The organism is Magnetospirillum sp. SS-4, from assembly GCF_902729425.1.
GTDB lineage: Bacteria > Pseudomonadota > Alphaproteobacteria > Rhodospirillales > Magnetospirillaceae > Phaeospirillum.
In genome coordinates this window covers 66,490-81,559 of the sequence record NZ_CACVCH010000081.1, presented here as the reverse complement: position 1 = coordinate 81,559, position 15,070 = coordinate 66,490, and the positions used below count along the sequence as shown (strand labels likewise).

The 15,070-nt window shown below is 67.1% G+C and carries 9 protein-coding genes; 7 read left to right on the top strand and 2 right to left on the bottom strand.

Annotated elements, in window-relative coordinates:
• Nucleotides 1-12 precede the first annotated feature (12 nt).
• Both MTBSS4_RS14700 and MTBSS4_RS14695 read right to left on the bottom strand, forming a co-directional pair.
• Nucleotides 13-723, bottom strand: coding sequence for a phosphoadenylyl-sulfate reductase (locus MTBSS4_RS14700; protein ID WP_173984157.1), 711 nt, complete (start codon nt 721-723; stop codon nt 13-15).
• On the bottom strand, nt 723-2,804 hold the full coding sequence (locus tag MTBSS4_RS14695) for a nitrite/sulfite reductase (protein WP_173984156.1): 2,082 nt from the start codon (nt 2,802-2,804) through the stop codon (nt 723-725). Before MTBSS4_RS14695 ends, MTBSS4_RS14700 begins: the two co-directional genes overlap by 1 nt.
• Before the next feature lie 156 nt (nt 2,805-2,960).
• Between MTBSS4_RS14695 and MTBSS4_RS14690 the strand changes: the two genes are divergently transcribed.
• From MTBSS4_RS14690 to MTBSS4_RS14660, 7 genes are all read left to right on the top strand, one after another.
• On the top strand, nt 2,961-3,407 hold the full coding sequence (locus MTBSS4_RS14690; protein WP_173984155.1) for a rhodanese-like domain-containing protein: 447 nt from the start codon (nt 2,961-2,963) through the stop codon (nt 3,405-3,407).
• A gap of 110 nt (nt 3,408-3,517) precedes the next feature.
• Entirely contained in the window at nt 3,518-5,125 is a 1,608-nt protein-coding gene (locus MTBSS4_RS14685; RefSeq protein WP_173984154.1) for a murein L,D-transpeptidase, read from the top strand.
• 225 nt (nt 5,126-5,350) lie between these two features.
• On the top strand, nt 5,351-7,297 hold the full coding sequence (locus tag MTBSS4_RS14680; RefSeq protein ID WP_173984153.1) for a response regulator: 1,947 nt from the start codon (nt 5,351-5,353) through the stop codon (nt 7,295-7,297).
• On the top strand, nt 7,298-7,762 hold the full coding sequence (locus MTBSS4_RS14675) for a response regulator (RefSeq protein WP_173984152.1): 465 nt from the start codon (nt 7,298-7,300) through the stop codon (nt 7,760-7,762). It begins immediately after the preceding gene.
• Between the two features lie 110 nt (nt 7,763-7,872).
• A complete protein-coding gene (locus tag MTBSS4_RS14670) occupies nt 7,873-12,633 on the top strand; it encodes a response regulator (RefSeq protein ID WP_173984151.1) in 4,761 nt (1,586 codons plus the stop codon).
• A gap of 10 nt (nt 12,634-12,643) precedes the next feature.
• Nucleotides 12,644-13,834: a two-component system response regulator gene (locus MTBSS4_RS14665; RefSeq protein WP_173984150.1), complete on the top strand. Its 1,191-nt coding sequence runs from the start codon at nt 12,644-12,646 to the stop codon at nt 13,832-13,834.
• A gap of 14 nt (nt 13,835-13,848) precedes the next feature.
• Nucleotides 13,849-14,955, top strand: coding sequence for a two-component system response regulator (locus MTBSS4_RS14660; RefSeq protein WP_173984149.1), 1,107 nt, complete (start codon nt 13,849-13,851; stop codon nt 14,953-14,955).
• The last annotated feature ends 115 nt before the right edge of the window (nt 14,956-15,070 follow it).

Below are 15,070 nucleotides of genomic sequence, written 5' to 3'. Positions count from 1 at the left end.
TCTGAATGCAGGTCATATTCCGGCTCCGTCGCGGCCGAGGGCCAGGGTGTGGATGCCGCACTCGCTCTTGGCCTTGCCGGCCCAGCGGCCGGCGCGGGCCGGCTGGCCGGGGTCGACCGGACGGGTACAGGGCCAGCAGCCGATGGAACGGTAGTTCTGCGCCACCAGCGGATGGCGCGGCAGGTCGCGGGCGATGAAATGGGCCTCGATCTCGGCCGTGCTCCAATTGGCCAGCGGGCTGACCTTGATGACGCCGACCCCGTCCTCGATGGTGGAAAGCTGCTGGCGCTCGAAGCCATGCGCCCGCTTGCGGCCATCCACCAGGGCGTCGAAGGCGCGGGTGACGCGGGCCAGCGGGCGGACCTTGCGCAGTTCGCAGCAACGGTCGATGTCGTCGCGCCACAGTTCCTCGGCCTCGGCCAGATCGGCCTCCGAGGGATGCAGCACGACCACATTGGTGAGACCCAGCCGGGTCTCCAGGGTGCGGCGGTATTCCACCGTCTCGTCGAACAACTCGCCGGTATCGAGGAACAGCACCGGCAGGCCGGGATCGACCTGGGCGACCAGATCCAGCAGCACCGCCGATTCGGCGCCGAACGACGAGGTCACCGCGATCCGGCCCTTCAATTCGCCGCCAACCAGGGCGGCCAGCAAGTCCTTGCCGTCCAGGTGGCCATGGGCGGCCTTCAGGCGCTCGACCCGATTGGTCTCGATCACGCTCATCACGCCACCTCCACCAGGACCGAGGCCAGATCGCCCACCGGCGCCGTCACCTGCGCCGACTTCCGGGCGATCAGCACGCCGACGGTGTCGATGAAATAGGCCACCGCCTCGCGGTAGGATTCGGCGGAACCGGTCACCAGGGCCGAGGTCCGCTCGGCCAGCACCGAGTCGAAGGCGTTGATCGCCTCGGACGGCACCGCGATACCGGAATGCAGACGGGCGAACACCGCTTCCGCCGCCTCGCCGTCCTCGGTGACGATGCCCCTGGCGGCCAGCAGCAAGCGCACGGCGTAGAGGGTGGCCTCCTCGCCCGCCTTCAGCGCCTCGGGCCAGCGGCCCCGGGCGAGATTGCGATCAAGATTGATCAGCCCGTCATCGGCCAGATCGGAATAATAGGTGGTGCTGACCTGCGGCGCGGCGCACTCGCCCTTGGCCTTGGGCGGCCCGACGAAGGTGTCGGCATCGCCCCAATCGACGAAGCGCTCGTCGCCGCCGGTTCCCTCCAGCGGCTTCAGGATGGCGGCAAGGCCGTCCTTGCCGATGCGCTCGGCCCAGGCGCGGATATCCTCGCCGCCGCTCCGCACCGGGCCGATGGCCTGGCGCAGCAGCCTGACCGCCTGATTGGCGAGGCGGGCCGGAATCACCGGACCTTCGAAGCCGACCACGCCGCGCGTGGCGTCGCCGCCCAGGTGAAGCTGGTAATGGGGCGCCGGCTTGCCGTCGATCTTCTTGCCCATGCCGTGCAGGCCGATATCGGCGACATGGTGCAGGCCGCAGGAGTTCTGGCAGCCCGACACATGCACCGAGACGCCGCGCGCCGAGGCATCACCCCGGGCTTCCCGCTCCACCTGGAGGCCGAAGCCCTGGGAATTGGTGATGCCGATGCGGCAGGTGGTGGTGCCGGGGCACGACACCACGTCGGGCACGTCATCGGCATGGGCGGGAACGTCGAAGCCGATGGCCTTGACCGCCGCCGCCACCGTCGCGACCTTGTCCCGGGCGACGCCGAGCAGGGCGATCTTCTGGTCGCGGGTGGTGCGAAGCTGCGACACGCCGGCCGCCGCCGCGATGTCGTGAAGCGCGTCGAGCTGATCGGACGAGGTCAGGCCCAGCGGCACATAGACCACCACGGCGACGCTGCCGTCATGACCGTCCACCAGACCGGCCGGGGTGCGGGCCACCGCCGCCTCGGACGGGCGGCGCCAGGTCAGCGGCTGCCAGGGGCGCTGACGCAGCCCCTTCAGGTGCTCGAACTCCTCCTGGAACAGGGCGGCGAACTTCTCGGCGCCGAACCGCTTGACCACGAATTTGAGGCGGGCCAGCGAGCGGTCGCGGCGGTTGGAATAACGCTGATGCAGGCGGGCCGCCGCCTCGACCACGGTGGGAAGCTCGGCCTCGGCGACGAAGGACAGCACCTCGACCGCCATGATCGGCTGGCCGCCCAGGCCGCCGCCGGCCAGAACCCTGAAACCGGTGCGGCCGCCCCGCTCGGTGGCGATGAAGCCGAGATCGTGAATGGGCGAGCCGCCGCAATCGGTGGCGCAGCCCGAAACGGTGAACTTCATCTTGCGCGGCATGTGCTGGACCAGCGGATGGCGGATCCACGACCGCGACAGCTGTTCGGCCACCTTGCCGGCGTCGACCAGCTCGCGCGGGCAGGCGCCGGCCAGCGAGCAGGCGCTCATGTTGCGCAGCGTGTTGCCGCAAGCCTCCCGCGTGGTGATGCCGTTGGAATAAAGCTCCTCCAGCATGTCGGCGGTCCGCTCCAGCTTCACGGAATAAAGCTGGAAATCCTGCCGGGTGGTGATGTGGGCCGGCCCCTCGGCGAACTCGCGGTTGACGCGGGCCAGGGTCTTCAGCCAGGGCGTCGGCACGATGCCGCCCGGAATCTTGATGCGCACCATCTGGACGCCGGCCTGCTTCTGGCCGTAGACGCCGTAGCGCAGACGGAAGGCGGTGAACGTCTCGTCGTCCCATTCGCCGTCGAGGCGGCGCCGCAGCGCGCCGCGATATTCCTTCAGATCGGACATGCGGGCCAGGGGCTCGATCGCATCCAGATCGAATTGGGCGGCATCCTTCATGGCTCGGCCTCATTTGCTATTTACACAATTAAATGTGTATGATCTAACTAATCTACGAGATAGCGCGTATTTCGCACCCGCGTCAACATAAATTTGTGTAGAATATTCGGTATATACGCTATCTTATGTGTTAAATTAGCCATCGGAGCCGCCCCCATGACCTTCCCTCCCCCCGTTCCCCAGGCCGCCGGCTATGCCGGTGAAATCACTCCAGAGCAGGCGTGGCGACGGCTGTCCGAGGACGCCACCGCCCGGCTGGTCGATGTCCGCACCCAGGCGGAATGGTCGTTCGTCGGCGTGCCGGACCTGTCGTCGCTGAACCGCCAGCCGTTGCTGGTATCGTGGCAGGTCTTTCCCAGCATGGGCCGGAACGACGCCTTCGCCGACCAGATCGCCGAGCTTGGCGTGGACAAGAACGACGTCATCTTGCTGTTGTGCCGGTCCGGCGTGCGGTCCAAGGCGGCGGCGGAACACCTGACGAGCCTGGGTTACCGCTCGTGCTGGAACGTGACCGACGGATTCGAGGGCCCTCACGACGAGGCCAGGCATCGCGGCGTCAAGGCGGGATGGAAAGCCAGCGGCCTGCCGTGGGCGCAAGGGTGACAATATTGCGATCCCGGCCGCCTTTGCCCGTTGACACTCCGGCGGAATGGATCGATATCGACCATTGACGCACACAGCCAGCGCCCACGTCCTCGGGCTTGAGGTTTTCCTTGTCGCTTCGCCGCCCCTTCCTGGCTTCCCTGGTCCTCGGCCTCGCCGTCGCCGGCTGGGACGGCACGGCCGGCGCCCAGCCGGCGACCGAGGCGCAAAAGCGGCTGGACAGCCTGATCGCCGCCACCGCCCTGGCCGAACCGGCGGAAGAATCCCGCGTGCTGCGCGACTTCTATCGCGGCCGGTCGCATCAGCCCGCCTGGACCGGAACCGGCGCCGCCCTGCTGGTGGAATTGCCGGTTCTCGCCGCCGCCGAGGGATTGCCCGCCGCCACCTACCAACTGGCCGCGAGCGGCGCCGGACTTGAACACGACATCCACCTCAGCGCCCTGCTGCTGCGCTTCGGCCGCGATCTCGCCATCGGCGCGGCCGTCCCGGAGCGGGCCTATGGCGGCTTTGGCCGCGATACCCGCGGCGCGTTCGACGGCCTGCGTTTTCTCCGCGCCCTGGCCGAGGGCCGCCCCCTGGCGGAGCAGGCCGCCGCCGTCGCGCCGCGTCTGGTCGGCTATGTCCGCCTGAAGGACGCCCTGGAACAGACCCGCGCCATCGCCGCCGCCGGCGGCTGGCCCACCGTGCCGGATGGCCCCAAGCTGGCCCCGGGCGAAACCGACGACCGCGTTTCCGCCCTGCGCGCCCGGCTGATCGCCTCGGGCGATCTCGACTCCGCGCATGCCGGAGGCCGCGAGTTCGACGCCCCGCTGACCGAGGCCGTCAAGCGGTTCCAGCGTCGCCACGGGCTGGAAGCCGACGGCGCCGTCGGCACCCGCACCCTGGCCCACCTCAATATCGGCGCCGACGCCCGCGCCCGCCAGATCGCCGTCAACCTGGAACGCTGGCGCTGGATGGCCCGCGACCCCGGCCGCAACCACATCGCCGTCAACATTCCCGCCGCCAGCCTGGACGTGGTGGAGGACGGCGCCATCGTCTTGTCCATGCGGGTGGTGGTGGGCGACGTCAAGCACCCCACCCCCAGCATGAGAACCTCCATGGGATCGGTGGTGCTGAATCCGCCGTGGCGGGTGCCGGCCTCCATCGCCAACAAGGAAATCCTGCCCAAGCTGCGCAAGGACCCCAATTATCTCGCCAGCAGCAACCTCAAGATCGCCGACTATCCCGAGGACAGTCCCGAGGCGGCGGGCGACGGCATCGACTGGAACGCCATCGGCAAGAAATTCCCCTATCGCCTGCGCCAGCCGCCGGGGCCGGACAACGCCCTGGGCCAGTTGAAGTTCAACCTGAAGGATTCCGACGACATCTACATGCACGACACCAACAACCGGAAGGCGTTCTCGCGCACCTACCGCGCCCTGTCCCACGGCTGCGTCCGCCTGGAAAAGCCCGTCGAACTGGGGGAACTGCTGCTGGGCGGACGCTGGAGCGGACGGCTGGCCGAGGACATCGCCGCCAACGCCTCCACCCGCACCCTCAAGCTGGCCCGCACCGTCCCGGTCTACATGATGTACCTGACCGCCTGGGCAGACGACGGCGGCGTCGTTCATTTCCGCGACGACATCTATGGTCACGACCGGCGGCTGGCGCCGGCGCTGGAACGCGCCCACGCCGTCAGCCTGCGCGGCGCCGCGCCGCGCCCCGACCGCGCCTCGTAACGCTCCGCCACCGGTCTCCGCCGGCGCGCCTTTTCCAAACGGACAGGATCGCGGGCCGGAAATCATCCATCCCTTCCTAAAGTCCTATACCCTGCGCGTCTTTGGGGCATTCCGGAAGGAATGCTACACTCCAATCCGGAGGAACCCCACCGCGGCGTCCCCATCGCGTGCGCGCGGCACCGGTCAGCCCAGGCCCCGGAGGGAACCACCGCAAGGAGCCAGGACATGGGGGCTGGAAATGACCGCAAGACCATTCTTGTGGTGGACGACACTCCGGAAAATCTGGCCATCGTGGCCGGGGTCCTGAAGGATTCCTACCGGACCAGGGTCGCCACCAGCGGCGCCAGGGCCTTGGCGCTGGCCGGGAGCGACGATCCACCGGACCTGATCCTCCTCGATATCATGATGCCGGAAATGGACGGATACGAGGTGTGCCGGCGTCTCAAGGGCACCCCCGCCACCGCCGCCATTCCGGTGATCTTCCTGACCGCCAAGAGCGAAATCGAGGACGAGGCCAAGGGATTCGACGCCGGCGCGGTGGACTACATCCACAAGCCCTTCAGTCCCCCCATCATCCGGGCCAGGGTGAAGACCCACCTGGACCTGCGCGACGCCGTGATCGCGGCCGAGCGGGCGACCCGCGCCAAATCGGCCTTTCTCGCCATGATGAGCCATGAAATCCGCACCCCGATGAGCGGCGTGCTCGGCATGATCGACCTGATGGGCGATACCCCGCTGACCGACGAGCAGCGGAGGATGCTGAGAGTTTCCCGAGATTCGGCCCAGTCCCTGCTGCGCGTCATCAACGACATCCTCGATTTCTCCAAGATCGAGGCCGGCCGCATGGAGGTCGAATGCATTCCGCTGTCGGTGCGGGCAATCATCGAGGGGGTCGCCGCCACGCTGGGCCATGCGGCCGACGCCAGGAACGTGAGGCTGACCCATGCGGTGGAGCCGGCGGTTCCGGCCTGGGTCGGCGGCGATCCGGTCCGGCTTCGGCAAATTCTGTTCAATCTGGCCGGCAACGCCGTCAAGTTCACCCCGGCCGGCGGAGCCGTCGCCATCCGGGGGTGGTCCGGCGGAGACGGCCGTCTCCGCATCGAGGTGACCGACACCGGAATCGGCATGTCCGCCGATCAGATCGGGCGGCTGTTCAAGCCCTTTTCCCAGGCCGACCTGTCCACCACCCGCCGGTTCGGCGGCACCGGCCTCGGCCTGTCCATCTGCCGCCGGCTGGCCGACCTGATGGGCGGCGAGATCGCGGTCGCCAGCGTGGAGGGACAGGGCTCCGCCTTCACCCTCGACCTGCCGGCGCAAGCGGTGGAACCTCCGGCCGAAACCGAGGATGGGTGTCCGACGCGCTCGCCGGCCTGGGGCCGGACCCTTCCGGCCGATGCCGCCGAGGCGGAAAGGCTGGGGCGTCTGGTGCTGGTCGCCGAGGACAACGAGACCAACCAGGACGTCATCCGCCGCCAGTTGGCCCGCCACGGCGTCATGGCGGAAATCGCCGGCGACGGCCGCAAGGCGCTGGACGCCTGGCGGGCGCGCCGCCATCCCCTGGTTCTGACAGACTGCTACATGCCCGAGATGGACGGGTTCCAGTTGGCCAGGGCCATCCGTGACGACGGCGGACGATGCCCGATCCTGGCGGTGACCGCCAGCATCGGCGCCGAGGATATCGAAGCTTGCCGCGACGCCGGCATCGACGACTGGCTGGCCAAGCCGGTGGAGCCGGAACGGCTGCTCGCCGCCCTGGCCCGGTGGCTGCCGGCCTGGGTGGACGGCGAACCGTCCCGCCCCCCGTCCGCCGCCGCGCCCCATCCGCCATCGCCGGCCCTGTTCGATCCCCACGCCCTGGCCGCCATGGTGGGCGACGATCCGGCCGCCATCGCCGAGGTGCTGCGCGATTTCATCGAGCCGGCCGGGCGGATGGCGGCGGACATCCAAACGGCGCTGGCCGGCGACGATCCGCAAGCCGCCGGCCGGGCGGCCCACAAGCTCAAATCCTCGGCCCGCGCCGTGGGAACCCAACTATTGGCCGATTGCTGCCTCGAACTGGAACAGGCCGGCAAGGCGGGGGACCGGACGCGGCTGGCCGCCCTGGCCGACCGGTTCGAGCCGTTGTTCCGGCGCAGCATGGCGGCCGTCGCGCGCCATATCGGGGAGGTCTGAATGGAAAAAAGCGCCTTCAAGCGGCTGACCGTGATGGTCGTCGATGACGAAATGTTCATCCGCAATCTCATCGCCCGCATGCTGCGCGACCTGGGAATCGGCGAGGTCCAGATGGCCAACGACGGCGGCGACGCCCTCGGCAAGGCCAGGGCGATCGCGGGCCGGCTCGACCTCGTCGTTTGCGACCTGGAGATGCCGGAAATGGACGGCTTCGCCTTCGTGCGGGCGCTGCGGCGCGAGAGCGACCGGGCGCTGTCCTGCCTGCCGGTCCTGATTCTCACCGGCCACGCCGAACAGGAAAACGTGGAGATGGCGGTAAGGCTGGGCATTCACGGCTTCATCGCCAAGCCGGTATCGCTGAATGTCCTGGAAAGCCGGATCGTCAAGGCGCTGAACGCCCCGGCCATCGACCCGTCCCGCTTCGCCGCCACCCCGCCGGGCGGCCGGTTGTCCCGGACCGATTGAGGTTGGGGGGGACTTTCGGACTTTCCCGCCCCGGCGGCGGCGGCTATCCTGATTAAGGGAACGCTTGGCGTTCCGCTCCATCAATACACGGCGGCATAGGGCGGAATTGCATGAGCGATCGGGAGCCGATACCCACGGGAGCGAAATGGCCGCAGGCCGGATCGTCGATTCGCGGCAGCCTCCTGCGGCGCGCCTTCTTCATCGTGGTCATGGCCCTGGGAGTGTTCGCCGGCTCCACCTACCATCTGATCGTTGCTCCGACCATCGACCGGCTGGCCGACACCCAGATGCGGGAAACGGCGGGGGAACTGGAAGCCCGGGTGCGGCGGCTTCTGTCGACGGTCGAGATCACCCTCAGGACCAGCCGGCACTGGGGGATGAACGGCGACCTGGACATGGAGCAGCTTGAGCGCTTCAACGAGTTCTTCTTTCCCGTCATCCGCAATCATCCCGAAATCTCATCGGTGATCTTCGCCCACGAATCCGGACGGGAAATCCTGCTGCTCCTGTCCACCGACGGCAAGTGGATCAATCGGCTCAGCGACCCCGACAGGTGGGGCAAGAAGACCACCTGGATCACCTGGAGCGCCGACCGGGTGATGGAAAAGACCGAGGTGCTGGAGCGCGACTACGACGCCCGCAAGCGCCCATGGTTCACCGGGGCCATGGCCATGCCCACGGACGAGGGCATCCACTGGACCGCGCCCTACATCTTCTTCACCACCAAGGAACCGGGCATCACCGCCGCCAGCCGGTGGAAGGCCGCCGACGGCAGCCGCTACGTCATCGCCCACGACGTGAAGCTGCTGGACCTCTCCCACTTCACCCGCCAGATCAGGGCCGGCTCCAACGGAGTTGGGGTGCTGTTCGACGACCGGGGGCAACTGATCGGAGTGCCGCGGACGCCGCGCTTCGACAGCGACGACGAAATCAAGAAGGCGGTCCTGCACCCCCTGGCGGACCAGGACCTGCCGGTCCTGGCCGAAAGCTGGGGGCACTGGAACTCGCTCGGACGTCCGGAGGACGTCTCGGCCCCGATCTCCATCGACGACGAAATCTGGTTTTCCCGATTCCACCGCATGTTCATCGGCTCGCAGCCGGTCTGGCTGGGAGTGGTGGCCCCGCGCCACGATTTCGTGCCGGTGGGCCGGGATCAGGTCATCCTGCTCACCCTCCTGATCATCGGGTCCCTCGCCATGGCGGCGCTGGTCACCCTGCCCATGGCGCGACGCTTTGCCGCGCCGCTGGAGATGCTGGCCAAGGAAAGCGTCCGCATCGGCCACATGGACCTCGCCCGGCCGGTGGAGATTCGCTCCGACCTGGAAGAGATCGCCGAACTGGCCACCGCCCAGGAGGCCATGCGCGAGGCGCTGCTGTCATCCACCTCCCGCCTTGCCGAGGCCAACGCCACCTTGGAGGCGCGGGTGCTGGAACGGACCGAGGAGCTTGAGCGGTCGAAATGCGCGGCGGAATGGTCCCGCCAACTGATGAGGGACATGGCGGATTCCCTGCCCTGCGCCGCGTTCCGTTTCGAGGTGGGGCCGACGGGCGAGCAGAGCTTCCGATTCATAAGCGCCAAGGCCGAGGAAATCTGGGGCTATACCCCCGAGGAACTGGTGAACGATCCGGATCTGCGCTTCTGGCGCATCCACCCCGACGACCTTGCCGACGCCCGCCGGGGGCTGGACGAAGCGCTTCTACAGGGAACGAGCACCGGCCTGCTCTACCGCGTCATGGATCGCCGGGGCGACGCCCGCTGGATCGAAACCCGCGCCATCGCCTCCGGGCTGCCCGATGGAACCCGCGTCTGGAACGGCTACTGGCTGGACGTGACGGAACGCGAGAAAGCCCTGGCCGCCATGACGGCGGCGGTCGGAGAGCAGACCGCCATCTTCCAGTCGGCCGGCCTTGGCATCGCCGTCCTGCGCGACCGCCTGATGATCCGGCTGAACCCGCGGCTGGCCGAACTGCTGGGCTATCCGCCGGAGGAACTGGAAGGCCGGACCACCAGCATCGTCTTCGCCCATCAGGCCGATTTCGAACGGATGGAACAAGAGGCCTATCCGGTTCTCGCCCGTGGCGAAACCTATCAGGGCGACTGGGAATACCGGCGCAAGAACGGCACCACCTTCTGGGGGCGAACGTCCGGCCGGGCCATCGACCGCGACGATCCCGCCAAGGGGTCGGTGTGGGTCTGCGACGACATCACCGAAAGACGCAACAGCGAACAACGGATTCAGCAGGCCGAGGAACGCCTGCGCGCCCTGACCAATTCGGTTCCGGTGGCGGTGTTCGAGTTCCGCACCGAGGGCGACCTGTTCTGGTTCACCTTCATGGGACGGCAGGTCCGGGGAATTCTGGGAATCGGCACCGCCGAACTGCTCGCCAACGCCGACCGCCTCTATGGGGCGGTGCTGGCCGACGACCGCGACGGGCTCGAAGAGAACATCCTGAAGGCGATCCGGGAGAATGGGCAATTCTCCACCCGCTTCCGCCTCGACGCGGCCGGAGACCCCCGCTGGGTGCAGATGGAGGCGCTGCCCTTCGCCAGCGACAGCCGCGGCGCCACCTGGGCCGGCTTCTTCCAGGACGTGACGGCGGTCAAGGAGGCCGAGACCGCCCTGACGCGGGCCAAGGAAATGGCCGAGGACGCCACCCGCATGAAGTCGGACTTCCTGGCCAACATGAGCCACGAAATCCGCACCCCCATGAACGCCATCATCGGCATGAGCCATCTGGCGCTGAAGACCGACCTCACCCCCCGCCAGCACGACTACATCAAGAAAATCCAGGGGGCCGGCCAGCACCTGCTGGGTATCATCAACGACATCCTGGATTTCTCCAAGATCGAGGCCGGCAAGCTGGCGGTCGAGCATGCCGACTTCGAACTGGACAAGATGCTGGACAACATCGCCAGCCTGCTGACCGACAAGACCAACGCCAAGAATCTGGAACTGGTGTTCGACATTCCATCCGAGGTGCCGCGGACGCTGGTGGGAGATTCGCTCCGCCTGGGGCAGATCCTGATCAATTACGCCAACAACGCGGTCAAGTTCACCGAAAAGGGCGAGATCGACATCATCGTCCGCGTCAAGGAGCGGACGGAGACCGAGGTTCTGCTGTACTTCGCCGTCCGCGACACCGGCATCGGCATCACCGAAGAGCAGATGGGGCGGCTGTTCCAGAGCTTCGAGCAGGCCGACACCTCGACCACCCGCAAATTCGGCGGAACCGGGCTGGGGCTGGCCATCTCCAAGAAGCTGGCGGAACTGATGGGCGGCGAGGTCGGCGTCGACAGCGAATACGGCAAGGGCAGCACCTTCTGGTTCACCGCCCGGCTGGGCATCGGCGCCGAGCGGAAGCACCGGCTGCTGCCGTCGCCCGATCTGCGCGGCTGCCGGGTCCTGGTGGTCGACGACAACGACAACGCCCGCGCCGTGCTTTGCGACCTGCTTGGCGGCATGACCTTCCAGGTCACCGACGTGGCGTCCGGTCAGGCGGCGGTGGACGAGGTCAGGCGCGCCGCGACCGACGACCGGCCCTACGAAATCGTCCTGCTCGACTGGCGCATGCCGGGAATGGACGGCATCGACACCGCCCGCCGCATCAAGTCCCTGGGGCTGACCCCCGCGCCGCACCTGCTCATGGTCACCGCCTATGGCCGCGAGGAGGTGCTCAACCAGATCGCCGAGGCCGGAATCGAGGATGTTCTGATCAAGCCGGTCAGCGCCTCGATCCTGTTCGACACGGTGATGCGGATGTTCGGAACCCAGCCCGGCGAACGCCGGGAGGCCGGCGCGCGGCCGTCTTCCCTGCATGAAAGCCTGGCCGCCCTCCAGGGGGCCAGGATTCTTCTGGTCGAGGACAACGATCTCAACCAGGAGGTCGCCACCGAATTGCTGACCGATGCCGGCTTCCAGGTGGATATCGCCGACGACGGCGCCATCGCCCTCGCCAGGGTTCAGGACGCCCCCTACGACATCGTGCTGATGGACATGCAGATGCCGGTGATGGACGGCGTCACCGCCACCATGGAAATCCGCAAGCTGGGCCGCTTCGACGACCTGCCCATCGTCGCCATGACCGCCAACGCCATGCAGCGCGACCGGGATCGCTGCATCGAGGCCGGCATGAACGACTTCATCGCCAAGCCCATCGATCCGGATCAGTTGTGGAGCACGCTGCTGCGGTGGATCAGGCCGCGGGACAATCCGCAGGCCCGGCCAGCCGCCAGAACCGGCGCGGTCGCGACCGCTGGGGAAACCGGAGCCATCCCCGAGATTCCCGGGCTCGATACCGCCACCGGCCTGCGCCGGGTGCAGGGCAAGACCAACCTTTATCTCTCGACCCTGCGCAAGTTCGCCACCGGACGGAAAGCCGCGCCAGCCGCCATCCGCGAGGCGCTGGATGACGGCGACTGGGGAACGGCGGAACGTCTCGCCCATACCGTCAAGGGACTGGCCGGCATGATCGGAGCCGACGAGATACAGCGCCACGCCGCCGGACTGGAGGCCGCCATCGGCGACAAATCCCCGCGCCAGGAGGTCGACAGACTGGTCGGCGCGCTGGAGACGCCCTTGATGGAGATGATCGCCGCCCTGGAAACAACCCTGCCGGCCGAGGCGGGGGTGGCGGTGACCGCCATGGCGACGGTCGATCCCGAGCACCTGGAGGCGATATGCCGCCGCCTGCTGATCCTGCTTGCCGAGGACGATGCCGAGGTAGACGATGTCATGGAGGCGAACGCCGCCCTCCTGAGCACCGCCTTTCCCCAGGACTACCGCCGCATCCGCGCCGCCATCAAGGATTTCGACTTCGACACCGCCCTGACCATCCTGAATCAGGCCATGGAACGGAACAGACCCGCATGAGGACCGCGTGATGGACAGCCAGGACTTTTCCGATAGGGCCACCATCCTGGTGGTGGACGATACGCCGGACAATCTGGCATTGCTGAGCAGCCTGCTGAAAGACGACTATCGGGTGAAGGTAGCCAGCAATGGCGAGAAAGCCCTTAGAATCTGCGGCTCCGACAGCCCGCCCGACCTCGTCTTACTGGATATCATGATGCCGGGGCTCGACGGCTACGAAGTCTGCCGGCGTCTGAAGGCCGATCCCGGGACCCACCATATTCCGGTGATCTTCCTCACCGCCAAGGTCGAACTCGACGCCGAGAGGAAAGGGCTGGAGATCGGCGCGGTGGACTACATCACCAAGCCCATCAGCCCACCCATCGTCCTGGCGCGGGTCAAGACCCACCTGAAGCTCAAGATGGCCGCCGATTTCCTGCGCGACAAGAATGATTTCCTGGAACAGGAGGTCGCCAAGCGCACCGAGGAGGTCATGGCGATCCAGGACGTCACCATCCTGGCCATGGCCTCGCTCGCCGAGACCCGCGACCTGGAAACCGGCAACCACATCCGCCGCACCCAGTTCTACATCAAGTCCCTGGCGGGCCGGCTCCGCTCCCATCCCCGTTTCGCCGCCCAGCTTGACGACTACACCATCAACATGCTGTTCAAATCGGCCCCGCTGCACGATATCGGCAAGGTCGGAATTCCCGACCGCATCCTGCTGAAGCCGGGGCGGTTCGTCCCCGAGGAATTCGAGGTCATGAAGACCCACACGACCCTGGGACGCGACGCCATCGAACACGCCGAGCATTCGCTGGGGGCCAGGGTCGAGTTCCTCACCATGGCGAAGGAGATCGCCTACTCGCACCAGGAAAAATGGGACGGCAGCGGCTATCCCCAGAACCTCTCGGGCGACGCCATCCCGCTTTCGGCCCGGCTGATGGCGGTGGCCGACGTCTACGACGCCCTGATCAGCCGCCGGGTCTACAAGGAAGGCATGCCGCACGAGGTGGCGGTGTCCATCATCGTCGAGGGGCGGGGAAAGCATTTCGATCCCGACATCGTCGACGCCTTCCTGGAGGTGCAGGAGGAGTTTCGCACCATCGCCCTGGAACATGCCGATTCCGATGCCGACATGATCAGAAAAAAGGCGCTGCTGTCGGCATCCGGAACCGCCGAAGTCGAGAAGGCCCGATCGCCGGAACAGACACCGTCCTGAATTGAGAGTATGCGATGCTATCTCCGGAGCCGATGGAAAGAGCGACGATCCTGGTGGTGGACGACACCCCGGACGAACTGTTGCTGATGAGCGAACTGCTGAAGGAGGATTACAGGGTCAAGGTGGCCAACAGCGGCGACAAGGGCTTGAAGATCGCCACCGCCAACGATCCGCCGGATTTGATCCTGCTCGACGTCATGATGCCGGACATCGACGGTTACGAGGTGTGCCGGCAGCTCAAGGCCAACCCCAAGACCCTGGACATCCCGGTGATCTTCCTGACCGGCCGCAGCCGGATGGCCGAGGAGAAGAGAGGGCTGGACATCGGGGCGGTGGACTATATCTCCAAGCCGTTCAGCCCCTCGATCGTGCTGGCCAGGGTCAAGGCCCAGCTCCGCCTCAAGGCCGCCGCCGACTATCTGCGCGACAAGAACGGCTTCCTGGAACGCGAGGTCGCCAAACGCACCAAGGAAGTGACGGCGATCAAGGATGTGACCATCCTGGCCATGGCCTCGCTGGCCGAAACCCGCGACCTGATGACCGGCAATCACATCCGCCGCACCCAGTTCTACATGAGCGCTCTGGCGACCAGCCTTCAGGCCCACCCCCGCTTTGCCCACAGCCTGGATGAATTCTCCATCACCATGCTGTTCAAATCGGCCCCGCTGCACGATATCGGCAAGGTCGGCATTCCCGACCGCATCCTGCTCAAGCCCGGCCGGCTGACCCCGGAGGAATTCGAGATCATGAAGACCCATGCCGCCCTCGGCCGCAACGCCATCGAGCATGCGGAACGCTGGCTGGGGGCCTCTCTCGAATTCCTGACCATGGCGAAGGAGATCGCCCATTTCCATCACGAGCGATGGGACGGGGACGGCTATCCCGAGGGCCTGTCCGGCGACGACATTCCGGTCTCGGCCCGGCTGATGGCGGTGGCCGACGTCTACGACGCCCTGATCAGCCGCCGGGTCTACAAGGAAAGCATGTCGCACTGGGCCGCGGTCGACATGATCGTCGAGGGCAAGGGCAACCGCTTCGACCCCGACGTGGTCGACGCCTTCCTGGGAATCCAGGAGGAGTTCCGCTCCATCGCCCGGCAATACGCCGATCCGTCCCCGTGACCCCGGCCCCGGTCAGAAGAAGGTCGAGATCACCACGATAGTGGCGGTGGTCATGGCGATGATGATGCCGGTGACGGCGGCGGTCTGACGGCCGATGCGGTCGGCTTCGCTGGCG

Coding starts and splice junctions, on each gene's coding strand:
- MTBSS4_RS14700 (WP_173984157.1), bottom strand. CDS start 723: ATGAGCGTGATCGAGACCAATCGGGTCGAGCGCCTGAAGGCCGCCCAT.
- MTBSS4_RS14695 (WP_173984156.1), bottom strand. CDS start 2,804: ATGAAGGATGCCGCCCAATTCGATCTGGATGCGATCGAGCCCCTGGCC.
- MTBSS4_RS14675 (WP_173984152.1), top strand. CDS start 7,298: ATGGAAAAAAGCGCCTTCAAGCGGCTGACCGTGATGGTCGTCGATGAC.
- MTBSS4_RS14680 (WP_173984153.1), top strand. CDS start 5,351: ATGGGGGCTGGAAATGACCGCAAGACCATTCTTGTGGTGGACGACACT.
- MTBSS4_RS14690 (WP_173984155.1), top strand. CDS start 2,961: ATGACCTTCCCTCCCCCCGTTCCCCAGGCCGCCGGCTATGCCGGTGAA.
- MTBSS4_RS14670 (WP_173984151.1), top strand. CDS start 7,873: ATGAGCGATCGGGAGCCGATACCCACGGGAGCGAAATGGCCGCAGGCC.
- MTBSS4_RS14660 (WP_173984149.1), top strand. CDS start 13,849: ATGCTATCTCCGGAGCCGATGGAAAGAGCGACGATCCTGGTGGTGGAC.
- MTBSS4_RS14665 (WP_173984150.1), top strand. CDS start 12,644: ATGGACAGCCAGGACTTTTCCGATAGGGCCACCATCCTGGTGGTGGAC.